At 56.2% G+C, this 19,699-nt stretch carries 21 protein-coding genes; 2 read left to right on the forward strand and 19 right to left on the reverse strand.

Annotated features, from left to right (window positions below; genetic code table 11):
• Positions 1–2: 2 nt before the first annotated feature.
• Both AB1S56_RS15445 and AB1S56_RS15450 read right to left on the reverse strand, forming a co-directional pair.
• Positions 3–1,304 carry a DNA repair exonuclease gene (locus AB1S56_RS15445; protein ID WP_340869269.1) on the reverse strand — a complete coding sequence of 434 codons (1,302 nt, stop codon included), beginning with the start codon at positions 1,302–1,304 and terminating at the stop codon, positions 3–5.
• Between the two features lie 48 nt (positions 1,305–1,352).
• Positions 1,353–2,492, reverse strand: a complete 1,140-nt coding sequence (locus AB1S56_RS15450; protein ID WP_340869270.1) for a glycosyltransferase family 4 protein — start codon at positions 2,490–2,492, stop codon at positions 1,353–1,355.
• Positions 2,493–2,640: 148 nt separating this feature from the next.
• Between AB1S56_RS15450 and AB1S56_RS15455 the strand changes: the two genes are divergently transcribed.
• Complete coding sequence (locus AB1S56_RS15455) at positions 2,641–3,810, forward strand: GGDEF domain-containing protein (RefSeq protein WP_340869271.1); 1,170 nt, start codon at positions 2,641–2,643, stop codon at positions 3,808–3,810.
• A 68-nt stretch (positions 3,811–3,878) separates the two neighbouring features.
• Here the strand turns inward: AB1S56_RS15455 and AB1S56_RS15460 are convergent, their stop codons facing one another.
• The 6 genes from AB1S56_RS15460 to nrdI form a co-directional block, all read right to left on the reverse strand.
• Positions 3,879–4,073 carry a PhzF family phenazine biosynthesis protein gene (locus AB1S56_RS15460; protein ID WP_340869359.1) on the reverse strand — a complete coding sequence of 65 codons (195 nt, stop codon included), beginning with the start codon at positions 4,071–4,073 and terminating at the stop codon, positions 3,879–3,881.
• Between the two features lie 91 nt (positions 4,074–4,164).
• Positions 4,165–4,617, reverse strand: a complete 453-nt coding sequence (locus AB1S56_RS15465; RefSeq protein WP_340869272.1) for a GyrI-like domain-containing protein — start codon at positions 4,615–4,617, stop codon at positions 4,165–4,167.
• A gap of 182 nt (positions 4,618–4,799) precedes the next feature.
• Positions 4,800–5,708: an HPr(Ser) kinase/phosphatase gene (gene hprK, locus AB1S56_RS15470; RefSeq protein ID WP_340869273.1), complete on the reverse strand. Its 909-nt coding sequence runs from the start codon at positions 5,706–5,708 to the stop codon at positions 4,800–4,802.
• Positions 5,709–5,807: 99 nt separating this feature from the next.
• A complete protein-coding gene (nrdF, locus tag AB1S56_RS15475) occupies positions 5,808–6,764 on the reverse strand; it encodes a class 1b ribonucleoside-diphosphate reductase subunit beta (RefSeq protein WP_340869275.1) in 957 nt (318 codons plus the stop codon).
• A 46-nt stretch (positions 6,765–6,810) separates the two neighbouring features.
• Positions 6,811–8,895 (reverse strand): class 1b ribonucleoside-diphosphate reductase subunit alpha, encoded by a 2,085-nt coding sequence (gene nrdE, locus AB1S56_RS15480; protein ID WP_340869276.1) that lies wholly within the window; start codon positions 8,893–8,895, stop codon positions 6,811–6,813.
• The gene (nrdI, locus tag AB1S56_RS15485) at positions 8,882–9,241 is read right to left on the reverse strand and encodes a class Ib ribonucleoside-diphosphate reductase assembly flavoprotein NrdI (protein ID WP_340869277.1); all 360 of its coding nucleotides are present in this window, start codon (positions 9,239–9,241) and stop codon (positions 8,882–8,884) included. Before nrdI ends, nrdE begins: the two co-directional genes overlap by 14 nt.
• A 276-nt stretch (positions 9,242–9,517) precedes the next feature.
• Between nrdI and AB1S56_RS15490 the strand changes: the two genes are divergently transcribed.
• Complete coding sequence (locus AB1S56_RS15490; RefSeq protein WP_340869279.1) at positions 9,518–9,760, forward strand: hypothetical protein; 243 nt, start codon at positions 9,518–9,520, stop codon at positions 9,758–9,760.
• Positions 9,761–9,936: 176 nt separating this feature from the next.
• Here AB1S56_RS15490 and AB1S56_RS15495 read toward each other — a convergent pair whose 3' ends face one another.
• The 11 genes from AB1S56_RS15495 to AB1S56_RS15545 form a co-directional block, all read right to left on the reverse strand.
• Entirely contained in the window at positions 9,937–10,662 is a 726-nt protein-coding gene (locus tag AB1S56_RS15495; protein ID WP_340869361.1) for a class I SAM-dependent methyltransferase, read from the reverse strand.
• Positions 10,663–10,703: 41 nt separating this feature from the next.
• Positions 10,704–11,627, reverse strand: a complete 924-nt coding sequence (locus AB1S56_RS15500) for a S1-like domain-containing RNA-binding protein (RefSeq protein WP_340869280.1) — start codon at positions 11,625–11,627, stop codon at positions 10,704–10,706.
• Positions 11,624–11,971: a ribosome silencing factor gene (gene rsfS / locus AB1S56_RS15505; protein WP_340869281.1), complete on the reverse strand. Its 348-nt coding sequence runs from the start codon at positions 11,969–11,971 to the stop codon at positions 11,624–11,626. The genes AB1S56_RS15500 and rsfS overlap by 4 nt, the downstream gene beginning before the upstream one ends.
• Before the next feature lie 52 nt (positions 11,972–12,023).
• A complete protein-coding gene (gene yqeK / locus AB1S56_RS15510) occupies positions 12,024–12,593 on the reverse strand; it encodes a bis(5'-nucleosyl)-tetraphosphatase (symmetrical) YqeK (RefSeq protein WP_340869283.1) in 570 nt (189 codons plus the stop codon).
• Positions 12,562–13,173: a nicotinate-nucleotide adenylyltransferase gene (gene nadD, locus AB1S56_RS15515; protein ID WP_340869284.1), complete on the reverse strand. Its 612-nt coding sequence runs from the start codon at positions 13,171–13,173 to the stop codon at positions 12,562–12,564. The genes yqeK and nadD overlap by 32 nt, the downstream gene beginning before the upstream one ends.
• A gap of 14 nt (positions 13,174–13,187) precedes the next feature.
• The gene (gene yhbY, locus AB1S56_RS15520) at positions 13,188–13,478 is read right to left on the reverse strand and encodes a ribosome assembly RNA-binding protein YhbY (protein ID WP_340869285.1); all 291 of its coding nucleotides are present in this window, start codon (positions 13,476–13,478) and stop codon (positions 13,188–13,190) included.
• Positions 13,479–13,552: 74 nt separating this feature from the next.
• Positions 13,553–14,419: a shikimate dehydrogenase gene (gene aroE, locus AB1S56_RS15525; protein WP_340869287.1), complete on the reverse strand. Its 867-nt coding sequence runs from the start codon at positions 14,417–14,419 to the stop codon at positions 13,553–13,555.
• Positions 14,420–14,468: 49 nt separating this feature from the next.
• Positions 14,469–15,596, reverse strand: a complete 1,128-nt coding sequence (yqeH, locus tag AB1S56_RS15530; RefSeq protein ID WP_340869288.1) for a ribosome biogenesis GTPase YqeH — start codon at positions 15,594–15,596, stop codon at positions 14,469–14,471.
• On the reverse strand, positions 15,593–16,117 hold the full coding sequence (locus AB1S56_RS15535) for a YqeG family HAD IIIA-type phosphatase (protein ID WP_340869289.1): 525 nt from the start codon (positions 16,115–16,117) through the stop codon (positions 15,593–15,595). Before AB1S56_RS15535 ends, yqeH begins: the two co-directional genes overlap by 4 nt.
• Positions 16,118–16,240: 123 nt before the next feature.
• On the reverse strand, positions 16,241–18,466 hold the full coding sequence (locus AB1S56_RS15540) for a transglutaminase domain-containing protein (protein ID WP_340869290.1): 2,226 nt from the start codon (positions 18,464–18,466) through the stop codon (positions 16,241–16,243).
• Positions 18,463–19,698 (reverse strand): DUF58 domain-containing protein, encoded by a 1,236-nt coding sequence (locus AB1S56_RS15545; RefSeq protein WP_340869291.1) that lies wholly within the window; start codon positions 19,696–19,698, stop codon positions 18,463–18,465. Before AB1S56_RS15545 ends, AB1S56_RS15540 begins: the two co-directional genes overlap by 4 nt.
• Position 19,699 lies beyond the last annotated feature (1 nt).

Below are 19,699 nucleotides of genomic sequence, written 5' to 3' on the forward strand. Positions count from 1 at the left end.
ATTCACCCTTCGCGGCGACTGCTGCCCCCTTGCACGATCATACCGAGCGCAAGCTCCCTGGCTTCTTGCAGCCACTCGGCCGGGGGGCGCTCCCATTTCTCCCGGCCGATGCGGCCGAGCTTGGGGTGCAGTCTGGCGTCCTCCAGCGCTGCTGAAGCGAAGGCCCGCCAATCCCCCTCCGATGACAGCAGCCGTTCGCTTAGCCGCAGCAGCTCACCCGCGAAGCTGTCCTCGCCCGCGAGCGTATCCCAGTCGATAACAGCCCCCGTCTCGGCCGTCAGGGCGTAGCAATATAGCCATGGAGCCCCGGGCATGGGCTCTTCTTCCGCCTGCAGCTCCTCCAGCAGGGCCGCTAACGTTGCTTGCTGTGCGGTTGTCCGATATAGCGAACCTCTTCCGATCAGCTTCAGCCGAAGCATGACCGCTCTGCCATGCTGCTCCTCCCTTACCGCAGCGGCGGCCTGGCGGAGCTCCCTGAGCAGCTCCTGCTCTGTCGTGTGCCCTTCAATAGAGACAGACCTCTCGGTCCAGCGAACGCTGTCCAGCGGAACAAATTGCAGCTCTGTTCGGCCCTCCTCCGACACCTCGACAAGAAAGCAGCCCTTGGGTCCCGTTTCCTTGGGATTTCTTCCCTGAATATTGCCGGGATACACAATATGAGGATACTCGTGCAGCACCCCTCGCTTATGGATGTGACCAAGCGCCCAATAATGGAAGCCGCTTGCGGCCAGCTCCTGAACGGTGCATGGCGCGTAAGGGTCATGTCCGGCGTCGCCCCCCGCGTGGCCATGAAGCAGCGCGATATGATAAGGGGCGCCTGCAAGGGGCCGATAATGGGCTGCCATATTTCTCATTTCGGCTCTCTGGCCGTAGGACATGCCGTATATATGCGCCGCCAGTTCCCCGGTTCGGCTGAACGCCGGCTGACAGTCTACCTGACCGGCTCCAAAAATATGTACGTTAGACGGCAGGTCCAGCTGCGCCCGGTCCCCGCCTAGATGGTCATGATTGCCGTGAATGGCGTATACCGCCACTCCCGCCTCCCGAAGCCGCTCCCACTCTCTGACCAGAGCAAGCTGAGCTCGCAGGGAACGATCCGCCGAATCATAAAGATCGCCGGCTATAACGATAAAATCGACCCTCTCCTCGATCGCCGCCTCCGTGAGCCTTCTGACAGCTTCGAACGTAGATGCCTCAAGCTGCTCCCTCACAGCCTCCGGCGCCTTGGACAGCCCTCTGAAGGGACTGTCCAAATGCAAATCGGCCGCATGCAGGAATCGAAATGAAATGCCCAGAGCGCACACCTCCTATCCCTCATTCGTTATTGTGCCATGTATAGCACCAAGCCGCTGCTATTCCGGCAGCGGCTTGGCTTTCACTTCCATATAAACCTTCTTCATCTGCGAGATAACTCGCTGCAGCGAATACACCTTCTTCGCTTTATCCCATGCCGACCGCGCGAGGTTATAACGATAATGAGGGTCCGATACAACCTTCTCCAGCGCGTCAGCGAGCGCCTGCGCGTCTTCCGGCGGCACCAGCAGCCCGTTCACCCCGTCCTCGATCTGCTCCGCAATGCCGCCGACATTTGTCCCGACCAAGGCAAGCCAGCAGAGCGCAGCCTCCGCGAATACCGAGCCGAACGCCTCCGCCCGCGATGGCAGCACAAACACGTCGAAGAACGGCATAAACTCTTCAGGATGAAGCATATAGCCATAAAATATAATGTCATCGTACAAGTCCAGCTCCTGGGCCAGCTCCTCCAGCTCCTTGCGGATGGGACCATCCCCGATGATATGGAGCACGAACGGACAACCTCTGCGCTTCAGCTCAGCGCATGCGTGCAGCAAGATATCCAATCCCTTGGCGGGCACCAGCCTGCAGACCGTAATCAGCTGAGTGACCTCGTTCTCATGGGATATCGGCTTGAAGCGCTTCTCGTCGAAGCCATTGGGAATAACCTTAATGGCATTGGGGTCATCGATATAAGGCGCAAGATAATGGCGGAACGACTCCGACACCGTCATCAGCTTGTCGGTACGATGCTCCAGCTCGCGATAGATCGAAGTTAGAAACTTATGCTCTGGTCCGCCCTCCTGGATTCTTCCGTTCAGAATCAGCTCCCGCTCATAGCTGGAATGGACCGTCATAACGACCGGCGTGTTCGGGAACAGCTCCTTCATGACCAGGGCGGCGATGGGATGATGCGCATGAATGATGTCGTAAGACTTCCCTATACGCATGCGCGTCCACCAGACGTAGTCGCGATAGGTTTGAATGTACTTGTCTACCAGCGCGTTGCCCTTGAATTCGGTATAATCAAATGTATGGAAGACGACCTCTTCCTGGCCTTTGTTCCGGACCCGCTTCGGCAGGGAGAACAGCTCCATGCCCCAGCCCAGCTTGTGGAACCGCTCCTGGATATACGGAACCATGGAGGAGACGCCTCCCGGCTGCTCCGGCGGAAAAAACAAAGCTTGCAATATATTCATAGGTCCAGCTCCTGAAAGGTTTCTAAAGCGGTGTTCGCTTCGAATGTAAAAGGATAACTTTAGACTACCTATTCTCCAATAATATGATATGATAGAACATATGTTTCTGTAAAGGTTGAATCATTCTGCACATACTGGTGGTTGAGATATGTCAATTATGCTTGGAATCAGCAGTCCTGTCGGACAGTGGCTGTCATCCGCATCGGTTATCGTCATCTTAATGTTAATGCTGTTCATGTCAGTCAAGCTGCACGCCAGCTACCGCAGCAAGAGCACCTACCGGCTGCTTATTACCGCCATCTCGCTTGCCGCCGTTAGGCAGCTGGCGCTTATCGCGGTCTCGGCCTCCGGCTTGGGGACGCTTGCGTATGTTCAGCTTGCGGCCGACATGCTGCATATCCTTTCTTTTATCATTATAAACTTTGTGTTCATGAAATTATATACCTATCCCACCGCGCAGCTTCGGCTCCTTCCGTTCACCGTCATGTCCTTGCTGACGCTGGTTGCCGCCATTGTGCAAGTTACCGTGGATCCCGGCGGCGGCTCGGAGCTCGCGCTGAATGCTGCGGCGTTCCCGTTGCTGGACGTCTACGCCATCGTGGTTACTCTTATTATATTAATCGCCACGCGGTCGGCTGACATGAATAACAAATTTTATGGAAGCCTGATTGTCGTATTTATCTATGAATGCGCACGCGCCGCCGACACCTACGTCTTCCTGGGCTCGCCCTCCTGGTTCAAGGTGCTGACGACACTGCTGCCTGTCGTGTATTACACACTGCTGTTCATGCTGCTGTTCGAGTGGGTCATCGACCGTCTGATGTCCACCTATCAGTCGTCGATCGTAGACGGGCTGACCGGCCTCTACAACCGCCGCCACTTCCAGTCCAAGGCGGAGGCGCTGCTGGCCCGCGGCAAGAAGACTGCCATCATCTTCTGCGACATAGATAATTTCAAGAAGCTGAACGATACGCACGGCCATCACAAAGCGGATGGCGTCCTCAAGCAGGTCGCCGATATTATCAGCGAGGAGAGCAGAGGCATCGGAGCCGCGGGCCGTTATGGCGGCGAGGAGCTTCTGGCCTGCATCTCTACCGAGCGCGTTAAGCCCGAGATCGTAGCGGAATCTATACGGCGCCGCGTTGAGGCGGAGACGATCGTGACCATCAGCGTTGGCTTCAGCACCAACAAGGAAAGCGCCAGCGTGCAAGAGCTGGTGAAGCTTGCGGATGAAGCCATGTATTACTCCAAGACCAATGGCAAAAACCGCGTCACCGCCTACAGGTCCATCCCTGCCTCAATGAGAGGCATGGGATGAGACAGCCTGATCACTGATGGGGAAGCCAGCCCACTGCCGGCTTCCCCAACTGCTTTTTGGGGGCCATGTCAGACCTCAAGCTCCCCTCGAAGCACAGTAACCGCCTGTCCCGACAGCAGCACCCTTTTATCCATTAGCTTCATTCCGACAACGCCTCCTCTTGGCGAAGCCTGGAAGCCGGTTAAATCCGCTTTACGCAGTCGTTTCGCCCAATAGGGGGCCAGCGCGCAATGCGCCGAGCCCGTCACGGGATCCTCTGCTATGCCACAGCCTCAGCTTCAATACCTATCATCCTTTCTTACCTGCTCGTCCAAAAAAAGAAAAAGAACCTGCTTCCGCAAGCTCTTTGCGATATTAGTCCTTCAAAGGAATCAGCAGCGCAACCGGCTCTTCCTCCCAGTGCTGTTCATCAATATAAAACAGCTCCAGCGAAACCGCCTGATCATGCTTCTGAAGCTTCTCCTCATTCATCCAGGCATGCAGCTGCTCATAACCTTCGCCAATCCGTTTGTTCGAGCACGCCACCATCGCGTAGCGATGAGCTGGAATCGTTATACGTACCATACCGGGAGGAAGCTCCTCCATATGCTGCACTTCATAACATGCCCAATAGGTCGCGAACGCTTCATTGCCGTAATAGGGACTATACAGCACCGTCGACTTGATCGCGTCGTTAAACTCATGCTTGCGTGCCAGAAACTCCGTCTGGAGACGGATGGCTTCATCCGGGAAGGATGAATACGGTCCGCAATAATGAATGCCTACAAGCTGTAACGCCGGTTTGGAGATGATTGAGCAATTTTCCACGCTGTCTTCCTCCTTAACGTATTGTTGGACAATGACAATCGGTTAACGTCCACTTCCTCGTCTGACTTCAGGCTTTAGCGTTCGGATGAGCCTACTCAACCTTTAGTGTAGCACGAATTCCAGCTATTAGGATACTAGCTCATGTAAAAATTCCATGTTGATGAAGACCAAATGCTGCCCTGTTATTCGCTGTCCAGCCTCTTCATAAAGTCCTCAAGCGCGCTGTACCCCTGCTGCTTCAAATACCAGTTATTCGCCGCCGCCTCGATTAATCCGGCAACGTCTCGGCCAGGCTGCAGCTGAATTTCGATATGCGGTATGGACACACCCATATATTCCACATAGGTTGGCTCCAGCTCCAGCTCGTTGTTCAGGTCATTGTCACGCCATTTGGTCAGCTCGATATCCAGCGTTATACGCGTCTCGTCCTGGAACGCCTTCCTTCCATAGAGACGCACAACGTTCACAAGACCAACACTGCGGAGCGCCAGAAATTCCTTTGTTTTTTCGTTATGGCTGCCCAGCAGCGTTTGGGGGCTCAGCTTCTTGATCACAACGATGTCGTCCGCCACAAGACGATGCCCTCGGCGGATCAACGTATGGGCCGTCTCGCTTTTGCCTACGCCCGACTTGCCCCTGAGCAGGATACCGATGCCCGATACATTTAAGCATACGCCGTGCACGGCAATTTCGGGCGCCAGCGCCTTGGTCAGATAAGCGTCCAGCATACCCAGGAACGGAGTTGTCGACTCCGCCGTGCGCAGAAGCGGTATGCCCTCCTCTTCACAATATTTGGTCAAATATTTGAGCCCATCCTGCGCCCTTGTGACGATAAAGCACGGCGGATGATAGCTGACGATATTGCCAATATGATGATTGCGCTCCTCCTCTGTGAGGCGATGAAGATACGTAATCTCTTTTTTGCCAAGAACCTGCACGTGCTCCTGGGGAAAATAATCAAAATAACCAACAAATTCGAGCCCCGGTCGATAAGCCTTGCCTTTGGTAATCGTGCGGGTCAGCCGACTCTCGCCAGCCAGCACCTCCAGGCGAAACCGGTCGACCACCTCTTGGACCGTAATGGATTTCATGTTCCCCTAGCCCCTCTCTTCTCGCAAAAATCGCCCCCGCCTTGCCGCAAGGCACAGTCGAGAGCGATCTTGATTGAATGTATGAGTCAAGCTGTTTGTTTAGAAGTTAAAAACAAAATCATCGTCATTCAGAGGCTCCACGTGAATGGTGCGAACGTAGCCGTTGCCCTTCTTGGAGAAGAAGTCATGCTGCTTCGTGTGAGTGCTGATCCCGTTGAATACAATGGGATTCACCGGCTCCTCAGGGAAATGAGGCTCCAGACCAAGGTTCATCAGCGCTTTGTTTGCATTGTAGCGAACGTACGCCTTCACTTCCTCCTCCAGGCCAACCGGCGAGTAGAGGTGATCCGTGTAGACGACCTCGTTCTCGTACAGCTCCAGCAGGAGAGCATACACCTCGCTCTGCAGAGCGGCGCGAGCTTCCGGACTGAACGTTGCGAACAGCTCCTGCGCCAGCACCCCTACGTATAAGCCGTGAATGCTTTCGTCCCGCAGAATCAGGTCGATAATTTCGCCGCTGCTCGTCATCTTGCCTTGACCCGCCAGATAAAGCGGATAGAAGAAGCCGCTGTAGAACAGGTAGCTCTCCAGGAAGACGGACGCCGCCATCGCCTTGTACAGCTCCTCAGGTCCGGTAATATTGGAATACCAAGACGCGATCAGGTTCGCTTTCTTCTGAAGCTGAGGATTTTCCTCTACCCACTTGAAGATCGCGTCGATCTCTTCACCGGAAGCCAGCGTCGTAAAGATGCTGCTGTAGGATTTGGCGTGAATCTGCTCCATCATGGACATGAAGGACAATACTGCTTTTCTCTGCAGTCCGTCAACGTGTTCCAAAATTTTGGGCATGCCTACGCCGCCTTGAATCGTATCCAGCAGCGTCAAGCCGCCAAGCACATTCTTGTACAGCGTGCGCTCCTCATCCGACATTTGCATCCAGTCCATCTTATCATCCGATAACGGAATTTCTTCGTCCGTCCAGAACTGCATGACGTTCTGCTGCCAGAACGTCAACGTGAAGTCGTCGTCCGGACGATTCCAATTGACTGCTTTCATATTAGGCATACTCCTTTTGGGGGAAGTTCTCTATTGGTCAAACAAATTAAACGGCGCAGCTCGTGCACTCCTCCACCGAGAGGCGCTTCGTTCTGGTGTAATAAAGCGACTTCAGGCCCTTCTGCGCGGCGTATACGTAGAAGCGCGCCAGCTCACGGGTTGTCACGTTACTGTTCACATGTAGAACGGTCGAGATGCCTTGATCCACATGCTGGCCGATTTCGGCGATCAGGTCGATCAGCTTGAACTGATTAATGTTATACGCCGATTTGTAGTAGAAGAAGTTATCCTGCGACAAATACGGCATCGGGTAGTAGGTCGTCGAGTTCGCGTATGTGCGTGTCTCGATATGCTCCACAATCGGCATAACGCTTGAAGTCGCGTTCTGAATGTAGGAGATGCTTTGCGTTGGCGCGATCGCCAGACGGTAAGCATGATACAAGCCATGCGCCTGTACCTTCTCCTTGAGCTCGGCCCAGTCCTGAGGAGACGGAATGTCAATGCCCTGGAACAATTCCTTCACGCGCTCCAGCTTCGGACGATAGTCCGTCTCGATGTATCGGGTGAAGTACGTGCCCTTCGCGTATTCGGAGCGCTCGAAGTCCTTGAACGTCTCGCCTCTCTCCTTCGCGATTTCCATACTTTTCTCCAGGGAATAGAAGTTCATCATCATGAAGAACGCGCTGGCGAAATCCTTCGCCTCATCGCTCTCATAAGCAATTTTGTTTTTGGCCAGGTATCCGTTCAGGTTCATCGCGCCCAGACCGACGGAATGCAGCTCCTCGTTCGCCTTGCGTACGCCTGGAGCATTGTCGATCTTGGACAGGTCGCTAACCGTTGTCAGCGCCTCGATGCCGACGTGCACGGATTCCTTCACCTTCCCGCGTTCCATTACGTTCACTATATTGAGAGACGCCAGGTTGCAGCTGATATCGCGGCGGATGACGTCGTCGTAGCCGTAGTCTTTAATTTCCGATGTTTCCTGCAGCTGAAAAATTTCCGTACAAAGATTAGACATCTTAATAGAGCCGATATCCTTGAGCGCATGTACGTTGTTGGCATTCGATTTGTTCATAATGTATGGGTAGCCGGACTCCAGCTGAATCGATGCGATCTTCGTCAGCATGTCGCGCGCGTTCATGACCGTCTTCTTCGTGACGCTGTCGTTCGCGAGCAGCTCCTCATACATCTCGTCCATGTCCATATCGTCCAGATGCTGGCCGTAAGCCTTTTGGACGGAATGGGGTCCGAATACAACAAGCGGCTTGTTCTGAGCGGCAAGCTCGTAGAACTTGTTCGGAATGATCAGGCCAATCGAAAGCGTCTTGATCCGGGACTTCTCATCCGCGTTAATCTTCTTGCAATCGAGAAACTCAATAATATCCCAGCCAAAAATGTTATAGTAGCCCGCTCCGGAGCCCTTGCGCTGCCCCATCTGATCGGCATAGGAGAACGCGTCCTCCATCAGCTTCAGCACCGGCATAATGCCCTTCGCCGCGCCTTCTACGCCTTTGATCGGCTCGCCGCGTCCCCGCAGCTTGGACAAGTTGACGGCTACGCCGCCACCGATCTTGGAGAGCTGCATGCATGTGCCCAGCACATAGTTAATGGAATTCAGGGAATCGTCCATCTCCAACAGGAAGCAGGATACCATCTCGCCGCGGCGGCTCTTGCCCGCGTTCAGGAAGGTCGGAGTGGCCGGCTGCAGACGCTGCTCGATCATCGCATCCGCGATGCGAAGGGCGCGTTCCGCGTCGCCTTGTCCAAGATGAAGGGCTACGATCGCCACACGGTCGGGATATTGCTCCAGGTATTGCGCCTTGTTGTTCGTCTTCATCGCGTAGTCCTTGTAGAACTTGGAGATCGCCATGTAGGACTGGAATTCAAAGCCTGCGTTAGACGTCAGGTTGAACACAGCTTCAACCTGCTCGTATGTATAGTGATCGAACACATTGTCGTAGTAGTCGTTCGTGATGAGGTAATCCAGCTTCTCGCGAAGCGAACCGAATTTGACGCTTTTCTCTTCTACCTCCGCCATAAAGGCTTGTACCGCTTCTTTATCCTTGTCCAACTGATAGAATCCGTCCGCTCCGCGCTGCATGAGCTCGTTGTTTAATTCAATATGCTTCAATCGCCCGCACCCTTTCGACAAAATGTTCCCTATCCTGACTCGTTCCCGACAATTCAAACTTCAAAATAACAGGCACATCATACTTCTTGGCAATTGTGTCCGCGCTTTTGGCAAAGCCCGGCCCCCAATTGCGATTGCCGCTCGCAGACACGCCGCGCAGCAGAGAATAGTTCTCGGCGAGGAAGGAGTCTACCTTCTCCGGAACCTGTCCGAACCCCGTCGTATAGGTCACGAGCACGAATGGCTCGTCAATCTTCCGCTGCTCGTCGATTGTCACCGCGCGCATATTCAGATTATTGATGAAACGTTTGACATTGCCCGTTTTGGAATCGTACACAACCAGCACCGCGAGCCCGCTCCCCTACTGAATTTTAGCAATCAAAAAGCGCTTCTGACCGCCGCTAGCAGGCAGACGCGCTTTATCTGGATATACTAGATGTAGTTCGATAAATTCGCCATATCCATCAAGATGTTGATGTTGTTACTGATTTTACATCAATATATTGATCCCGTCAATGAAAAATATGGAGAATCTATGAAACGGAATGAGGGCGCACTCGACTATTTTAACAGATATAGCTATGATGGGATAGTGACATTTTATTGCTAATTGGAGGCTTGTATGGATAGGGGTTGGAAGCAACCGAATGCTCGCCTGGAGCTGGCCGAGCTGGGTCGGCGCACTGGCGAGGAGCTGACGGACATGGTTCAATATGTGGAAGAATTGGAGAGAAAATGCTCGGAGCTGGAGGGGGAAAATGCCCTCTTGAAGACGGAGCTGAGCAAGCTGAAGGACGTGTTGTCCAGACGAACCGCCCCGGCGGCAGCCATGAACAGCAGGCTGAAGGACGCGCTGCGAGAATAATCAGGATCCCTCCAAGCAAAGGAGGAAAGGGTGTCTAACCCTGTTTCAAGGGCTGTATGATGGGCTTGGCGAGCCTCGCCGGTCATTCCCACTAATCGAGTCGGTTCGACACAACGAAACAAGGCTGCTCAAGCGCGTCACAACTGCGCAGGAGCAGCCTTGTTCCATTCCAGCCCCTATTTGACCGCCGCAAAAAATAAACGCTCAGAGGAAGCGCTGGCGGGCTTAAGCTCGAAATCCGCAAACCGGTCGACGGTGCGAAAGCCTGCCTTGCGAAGCGCATTCGCGATCCAGTCGGGATCATAAGCCCGCTGCGTATGCGTTTCCTCGAACCGGTTGAACGGCAGAGAGCCGGCATCGCGGGCGAATATCGTCAGATGGTGCTCGATTTGGCAGCGCGCCTCCTCAAGCTCGCAGGTCCATATGTAGGCAATATCGCGCTCGTCCAGCACAAATGGCTGCTCCTCCGCGTACCGCAGCAGCTGGCTTGGCGGATGCATATCGAACAGGAAGGAGCCGCCAGGCTTAAGCGCAAGATACGTGCGGCGGAGGGCCGCTTCGATATCGGCTTCCTCCGTCAGGTAGTTCAGGCAGTCGCAGAACGATATAACAGCGTCCACCGGCTCCCCCAGCTCCCATTCGCGCATATCCTGCTGGAGCCAGCGAATCGTGCCGGCCCGCGATCTGACAGCCTGCTGCGGCGTCTCGTCCCATTTGCTCCGGGCGACGGACAGCATGTCCGAGGACAGGTCGATGCCATAAACTTGAAAGCCCGACCGCGCGAGAGGTATGGCGAGGCTGCCCGTGCCGCAGCCAAGATCCACGACAGTGGACGGCATGCCGTAGCGCGACCAGGCGGCTCTCGCGAAACCCAGCCAGTCCGCGTATGGCATATCCTCCATCAACTGGTCGTAGACAAGCGCAAATTGTCCATAGGATTGCGTCACTCCCGCTCAGCTCCTTCAGCGTGCCCGGAGCCGCCCTCCGGCGGCGCGGCCAGATAGGTCCAGCTGCCCTTCTGGGTAACCAAGCCTTCCCGCATCAGCTTGCCCAGCGCTCGCTTGAATGCGGATTTGCTAATGCCGAACCGCTGCTTGATCAGCTCAGCCTCCGTTTCGTCAGAATAAGGCATGCCGCCTGCCGGACGTTCCTTCAGGAAAGCGAGGATCCGATCGGCATCCTCCACCCGGCCGACCTCCTTCCTCTCTGTCATTGACAGGTTGACTCGGCCGTCCTCGCGAATGAACGTCACCCGCGCGCGAACGCGCTCGCCAAGCCTCAGCGGCCGCGTTCGCTCAGAGCTCGGAATGAGACCATACACCCCAAAGCCTACAACGCCTCCGTCTACGATAACGAACGAGCCCATCTGAAGCGTCTTCGTTACCCAGCCCTCGACCCACGTGTTGCGCCAGGCGGCAGGCGCCGGGAATACTAGCGGAGCAAGCTCCTCCTCGAAGGCCAGCTTGGCGACAAGCCTGCCGATCTTGTCATGCTTCATGACGACGAACACTTCATCGCCTGGAAGCGGACGGTAAGCAACGCTCTCCGGCAGCTCGGAAAGCGGCAGCAGCAGCTGCCGCCCGAGACCCATCTCCAGGAAGCAGCCCAGCCGCGGATGCACATCCGCAACCTTCAGCCGCGCAAGCTCGCCCAGCTGAAGCAGCGGCTTCTTCATCGTAGCCGCCAGACGATCCTCGGAATCGTAATAAATAAATACGCTGACCGTGCCCCCGACGCCTGGCTTGGAGCCGACAAGCTCCGTATAGTGCAGAAGCACTTCGGATTCGCCGTCGCTCAGGAAGAAGCCGTACGGGGACACTTCGCGCGTAATTTTGAGTTGATAGGTTTCTCCAGCCGTCAGGCTCATGCGAACTCCACGACCTTAGCGTCGGACCATAACCGCTCGATATTATAATAATCGCGTTCCTCGCGGTGGAAGATATGCACAATGACGTCGCCCAGATCAATAAGCACCCATCTGGCGGTGTCCATTCCTTCAATTCCGCGCACTCTTGTTCCCCCAAGCTCCGCCTGCTTGCGCACTTCCGTCGCAATGGCCTGCACCTGTGTATCTGAATTGCCGCTGCAAATGACAAAATAGTCTGCCACAAGCGAAACTTCCTTGAGATTCAGGGCGATGACGTCCATCGCTTTTTTATCCTCGACGGCTTGCACCGCAGTTTTCAATAACTGATCCGATTTCAACAGCATATAGCCCTCCTTCTGTTTCGAGCTCCCAGCAGGCTTCATCCCGCCCGCCCTGTTAGTTTCCGCGAATTTCCTCAATTAATCCGTTGCGCGCCTCAAGCGTCAGGGGATAAATACGTTTGCCCTTGGCGATCAGGAAGCCGATCGTGCCGTCTAGACCGGCAAGCACGGCGCGTTCCAGGCTTTCCTCGCTCAGCGCCCGAATGTCATTGACGCCGGGAAAGTCTCGTCCCGGCTCGATATAATCGGCAAGCCATACAACCTTCTCCAGCTTGGACATGCCTCTGCGGCCCGAGGTATGGAACCGAATGGCGTCCAGTACGCCGAGGTCGGACACCCCGAACTCCTGCTCCGCCACCCAAGCGCCAACATATTGATGCCACAGCTCCTTGTCATAGCGCAGCACGTCATCCGACAGCTGATGGTCGCGTATAACACTGCCCTGGCGCTCCGTCGGCCAATATTTGGCTACATCGTGAAGAATAGCGGCCAGCTCGGCGCGGCGAGGATCCTCTCCATATCGCTGGGACAGCGCCACAGCTGTCGCCATAACGCCTTCGGTATGAAGCCATCTCCGCTCCGGCATTTCCGCTTTAACCTTCTCTATCATGAGGGACCGTTCCATACAGGCCAAGCCTCCTTATATAAGCAAGCACGGAATCCGGAAGGAGATACCGCACGGAAAGGCGATTCGCCAGCTTAGCGCGCAGCTTGGTTGACGAGATGCCGATCTGCGGCATCTCTGCCAGAAGCAGCGAATGGCGCAGCTCGGCCGATAGCTCTTCCAGTTCCATGGGCTCTCCCGGCCGCGCTAGACCAATGAAGCCCGCTTGCGCCGACAGCTCCTGGATCCGATGCCAGCGCGGCAGGTCGTTCATGCGATCCGATCCAATAATATAATAGAAAGCATAGCGGGGATACTGAGAGCGCAGCTCCAATATCGTATCGATGGAGTAGCTGATCCCCCCGCGTCTGATCTCAAGATCAAGCGCCCGGAATTCGCCGTGGCCCGCAATCGCGAGCTGAACCATCTCCAACCGCTGCGCGGCCGCTGCTAGCGGCGCGCGGTTTTTGAGCGGCGGGTCAGCGGTGGGGATGAACCACACCTCATCGAGGCCGCCCTGCTCTCTCGCGGTCTCCGCCGCAATCAGGTGCCCGATATGAATGGGATCGAACGTGCCGCCCATTATGCCGATTTTTTTCAAGTCACCGTCCCTCCTTAAGGAAGCACGATCGTCTTATGATCCTTGGACTCTTTGTAGAGCACGATCGTTTTGCCGATGACCTGAACAAGCTCCGCGCCAGCCGCTTCCGACACCTCGGCTCCAATTTCCTTGGGTTCGTCCAAGCAGTTGTTCAGCACGGATACCTTAATCAGCTCTCTTGTCTCCAGGGCTTCCTCGATATGGCGGACCAGATGCTCATTCGTCCCGCCCTTGCCTACCTGGAAAATCGGCTGTAAATGATGCGCCTGAGCGCGAAGGAACCGTTTTTGTTTGCCTGTTAGCATATCCTCAACATCCTTTTTCTCTTAGATCTCTCACGTTATTCGGCCAAAATGCCCGCCGTTGCGGCTGCCGGGCGCTAACCCTGAAGCGCCGCGAGCACTTCCTCTCTCATCGCCGCCGCCGGGGCAGGCTGTCCTGTCCAATATTCGAACGCGTACGCGCCTTGGTAGATAAACATGCCGAGGCCGCCATGCGTCTGGCAGCCTCTCGCTGCCGCCGCATGCAGAAAGGCGGTCTGCAGCGGATTGTAGATCAGATCGCTGACGACCGCTCCTGGGTTCAGCCACTCTCCGGGAACCGGCGATTGGTCCACATTAGGGAACATGCCTACCGAGGTCGTATTGATGATGATATCCGCGTCCCCGCACCACTCCTGCAGCCGATCATTCGACGAAGCTTCAATAATAAAGGAGCCACTCGATAAGGAGGAGGCCAGCTCCTCCGCTCGCTGAGCGGAACGATTGACAATTCGCACACGCTCAGGCCCCTCCTGCAGCAAGGCGTAGATAATGCCGCGGGCCGCGCCGCCCGCTCCAATGACGGTAATGCGCTTGCCCGCCAGCTGCGGGGAAGCTTCCTCCTTCAGCGAACGAACGTAACCGATGCCGTCTGTATTGTAGCCCGTCAGCTTGCCGTTATCGTTGACAATCGTGTTGACAGCCCCTATAATGCGGGCGCTTTCGTGAATATCGTCCAGCAGGTCCATAATGCGCAGCTTATGGGGAATGGTTACGTTAACCCCGCGAATGCCCATTGCACGCACGCCGGCTACAAAATGCTCCAGCTTGTCGTCTGTAATATGAAACGCCATATACACGCCGTTAATCCCCGTCTCCCGAAAAGCCCGGTTCATCATAATCGGCGATTTGGAATGGCGGATCGGATCTCCGATTACCCCATAAAGCTCCGTATGACTGTCAATCCTTCCACCTGACGCTGTCACCGTTTCTCCCCCTTAACCATCAGCCGAAGCCGCAAATCCGTTCCCCGAATCAGATCATGGAATCGCGCAGCAATACCTTCACACCTTTGGGCGCGTACACATCTACAAGCGCGCCCCTCATGCCATTCACTTGAATCCAGCCTAGTCCCGACACAAATACATCCTGCTTCTCGCCTTGTCGGATGCGCAGCGAATGCCGCGTCCAAGCCGGAATATCCGCCAGCTCATCCAGCGTTGGCGCGCCCAGCAGCTCGCCCTTATGCTCCTCGTACAGCGATTCAGCCCTCTCAAGCTTGGTCCGGTGAACGTTAAGCGCATTGGAAATATAAAGTGTAAACGACTGCCGCTCCCCCTCGACAAAATCGAAGCGGACCAGGCTGCCGATGAACAAGGTCTGTCCCTCGTTCAGCTGGTACACAAGCGGCTTGATCGGCTTGTCCGGCAGCAGCGAGCCCAGGAAGGTGCGCGGCACAACCTCAGCCATCCGGCTAGTGTATACGATGCCGGGCGTATCAATAATAGACTTGCCGTCCTCCAGCGGGATATTGACCGCGTCAAGCGTAGTGCCCGGGTATCGGGATGTTGTCAGCTCCCGCTCCATATCGCTGTAATCCCTGATCAGCCGGTTAATAAGCGTGGACTTGCCGACGTTAGTGGCGCCTACCACATAGACGTCGCGGTTGCCCCTGTACCGGCCAATCGCGTCAATGACATGCTCGAAGCCCATATTCCGCTTGGCGCTGCAGAGCACGACGTCAACCGTACGCAGCCCGTGCGACTTGGCTTGCTTCTGCACCCAATTCCGAATGCGATTCGTGTTCATGCCCTTCGGAAGCAAATCGATTTTGTTGACGACCAGCAGCACCGGATTATTGCCGACAAACCGCCCCAGCCCTGTAATCAGGCTTCCCTCAAAATCATACAAATCGACGATATGGACAACCAGACTGTCCGTTGTCCCGATGCTGCCGAGCAGCTTGAGGAAGTCGTCCTGATCGACCGCGACGGACGCCGCTTCATTATAATGACGGATGCGGAAGCAGCGCTGGCAAATGACATGCTCGCTCTTGGCTGCCGACTCCGGTACGTATCCCGGCATATCCGGGCTGCTGGCCTGCAGCTTCACGCCGCAGCCCGCGCAGGAAATCGTTGTCTCGCTTAGCTGTTGTTCGTTCACTTCGTTTCCTCCTCGTACCATAACCCGCGTTTGCGGAGCCGTGCCAGCGCAAATCGCTCAAGCCGGCGGTTCACCAGCGTCATGACGCCTTCGTCCGCCGGCGAAATCGGTATAACCAGAATCGTATAGAGCCCCATCCGATTCCCTCCCAGGACATCAGTCATCATCTGGTCTCCGATCATAACCGTCTCATCCGCCTGCAAGCCAAGCATTGCCAGCGCTTTGCGGAAGGAAGCCTGCGTCGGCTTCTTCGCTTTGTGCAGAAACGGAATGTCCAGCGGCGCTGCAAAGTTGCTTACCCGTGTCCTGTTGTTGTTAGACACAATGACAACCTTGAAGCCCACATTCCTGACCTTGTCCAGCCATGCGACGAGCTCCGGGGTCGCCAGAGGCTCCTTCGCGCCGACAAGCGTGTTGTCCAGATCCGTAATAATACCGCGCACGCCTCTGGACGCAAGCTCATCAAGGTCAATATCGTATACCGAATTGACGCGCATATTCGGCAGCAATCGTTCGAACATATGTGAATATCCCTCTTCCTTCTCCGTGCTATCTTACGAAACTATACCATACATTCCGAATTTGTTGCAAAAAAATACCGCTTGCCGGCAAGCGCCTCAAGCGGTATTCCAATTGCAGTGCTGCTACCTCAGCTCGCCGATCAACTCGCGCACTTTGCTCGCGAAGCGATCTGCTTCATCCTTGGTCGCCGCGCCCGCCCCGTACTTCGCCTGCTCGAAGCGATCCAGCACATACCGGAAATCGTCTCTCAGGCGCTTCCGGCTGTCTGTCCAGCGCGCTACAGCCTCGCGCATCGTCTCATGCTCCTCCCTCTGCAGCCCCCGCTTCCGGCATGCCCGGAGCAATCGATTCGTCTCCAGCACGATCAGCTCATTGGCGCTGTAGGACTGATTGCGCCAGCTGCGCCAAGCCATCGCTATCCGCTTGCGGCCTATCAGCACTGCCGCTGCCGCCGCAAGGATAGCGGCCAGGCCAAGCCATTTCCAAATGCCGCTGCCGGAGTCTGCTCTCTCCGGCTCCGCAGGAGACGCTTCCGGCTCGTCTGCCTCTGTCTCGGGAGCGGCCGGCTCCTCGCCCTCCGCCGCTGCGTATGGGAATAAGAAGCCTGATGTGGGCTCGAATGGAATCCAGCCATAGCCGTCAAAATAGATTTCGACCCAGGAGTGGGCGTCCGCGTTCCGAACGGTGTACATGCCCGCGCCGGCTGGATTGAGGTCCTCCTCCAGCAGCAGCTCTTCGGGCGGGCCGTAATATTCGGCCGGCAATGAGCCCGGCGAGAAGCCCTTGACCCAGCGCGCAGGAAGCTCCAGCGTACGGGCCATCACCGCCATGGACGTGGAGAAGTAGTCGCAGTACCCTTCCATCAGCTCGAACAGGAATTGATCCACGAAGTCGCCGCTGCTCCCGGTAAGCTTCGTTAAATCCGGCTTATTATCGTAGGCATAGCTCGTCCTTAGAAACTGCTCAAGCAGCTTCGCCTTATCGTAATCCGTTGCGCCCGCCGCCGTTACCTCAGCAGCCAAATCCCGCACTCGCTGCGTCACACTGTCCGGCAGCTGCACATACATCGCCTGCAAGCCCGCGTCAGGCAGCTTGGCTTCGACACCGCGCAAGCCCTCCTCATCCAGCATCACTACGGAAGACGTAATGGAATAAGCCTGAGGAGACTCCCCTCCGCTCCAGCGGAGCTCGGCGCTGACTGGGAGCCAGCTGAGCGCGCGGGGCAGTCCCTGCTCCTTCTCCCCCACCCAATTCACCTTGGATATGGAGGAGGCGCCGAACAACACGGGATACACGTCCTCGCGCTCCATCGTAATAATCTGGCTGACCTCTGTCACTTCCGCCAGCTCAGGCGGGAACAGCACCGCCAGCTCCTGCTCCTTCAGCACGCGCTCTAACGGAAAAGGCGTCGCCTCGTCCTCCCAGCCCTTGCCGGTATAGACGGACTTGTCCTCGCCGCGCCAATAGCTCTTCTGCGAGGTCTGCACCGTCATCATGGGGGAGAAGTCGTAATCAAAGCCGCCTCCAAGCTCCTCGTCGTTGCGGCTGTACCCGGAGCTTGCATTGCTGCTGGAGCCGCTGGAGCTGTCGTTCACAATCGCCTTGTCGCCGAGAAACACGCGCACCTCTTCGCCCTTTGCATTTTTCCAGATGGTATAGGGATCCTGAAGCAGCGGAGCGATAGACGGCACATTCAGCGCTATAGCCAAAAATATCGCAAGCACGATCGCGGCTGGCGTAAACACGCGAATGGGATATTCCAGCAGATCGCGCCAGCTGTCGGGATGCTTGCGCTTCAAGCTGTGAAGATGATCCAGCACCAGCCAGATCAGCCCTACGAACACGACGGCCGCCACATTGTCCCACAGCCAGATGGGTGTGAAGGAATCCGCCACGGTCAGCAAGAGAATGCTGGCGCCAACAAAGCCGAACATGCGAAGCCTTGTTTTGGCCCAAGCCGCGAACAACGCATGAATAAACCATAAGAGAAGGCCGAACCAAATGAACGGATGAAGTCCAGCCAGCGTCTGCTGGAGCCACCAGCCCACATCCCCCGCGCGCTCTGGCGGAGCGACCGCCCATTCCATGCGGGCATGCCGGAAGGTCAGCACTACCGCGGCGGCAAATTGCAGCGTCCACCGAAAAAATTTGAGCTTATAGGGAATAAAGATATCAATAATAGCCGCCCACACCAATGTTCCGTAAGCGATCGCATACGTTTCGGGCCACCAGTAGCCCTCGAATATCGACAGGGAGCTAATGATAATCAACGCGACAAATACGGACACGGAGCGGTCATACCAATGCTTTCCCGCTAGATTCAGCAACGATTTTGCCCTCTTCCTCATGCGATACCGCTCCCTTCCAGAGCCGCGGGAAGCTCCTGCAGCTGGCGGACCTCATAGATGAGCCAGCCGCGGCTCTCCAGGATTCTCTTCCATGCCGTGCTGCCGGACTTGCCGCCAGGCGAGCTGATGTGAATGAGACAAGGCGTCAAGCCTTTGCGCGACAACCACTCCATCCCCTGTATGATCTGGCTCCCCGTGTCCTGCGAAACCAGAAGCGCAAAGCTGCCTGGCTCGATCACGGAATCCGCCAGCTGCAGCGATTGATAGATCGGCTGCGGCGCGTCCGGCTCGACGTTCGTCAGATGCTTCATGACAAGGCTGCGCTGCTCCGCGCCGGACTTCGGCGGCAGCATAGTCAATTGGTCGCCGATCGACACCAGCCCAATCGCCGTATCATCACGGGAGCCATGCTCCATAATGGATGCCGCTACGGAGACGGCAAGCTCGAACCGCTCCCGCGAGGCGGCGTCGCCCCCAGGCGCATACCGGTCCAGCACCATGATCGTCCGGGGCAGCGATTCACGCTCGAACGCCTTGGATTTCCACTGTCCGGTCTTCGCCGTTGCGTTCCAATGCACACGAGACAGCCGATCGCCGTAATGATATTCCCTGACGCCGTTGATCTGCGTCGTTTCTTTGGCGGAGCGCGACGCGGCCGCATGTGAATAGGGACCGCGAACGCCGCGCTGGAAGCCGTTCCATTGCCTGAGCGGCACCGTTTGCGGCAAGACGCTCAACACGCCGTCATGGCGGAAGGACCCGGCATGCTCGAACAGGCCGAATACGTCGTAAGACACACATTCGATATCGCGGAAGCGGTATTCTCCTCGCGCTAGCGGCGGCGTTCGGTATGACATCTCTCCCGTCCGCTTCCAATTGGGCACAAACGAGGTTTCGAACTGCAGCGCCTGACCGTTATGCCGGTGCAGCGCGTCCCTCACAATGACGTAAGGCAGCGGGAACAGGCCTGGAATCTTGACCTTCAGCTGAACCTCCACGGAGCCGCCGGCTTGCAGCGCGCCCGCCGCGCCCTGAGCGGCGTAAGCCCGGCTCCCGGACACCTTGCCGATACCGCTGAAGCGGCCCAGCATCAGATACAGGAGCAGCAGGTTTAAAATAATAAAAAGCATCAATGCCGTTTTGCCGCCCTGGAACAAAAAATAGAACAAGCTGCAGCCGTACACAAATGCGATGAACCTCCAGCGAATGCGTTTAGCCTTCTTCGCCTCCATC

The organism is Paenibacillus sp. PL2-23, assembly GCF_040834005.1.
Classification (GTDB): Bacteria; Bacillota; Bacilli; order Paenibacillales; family Paenibacillaceae; genus Pristimantibacillus.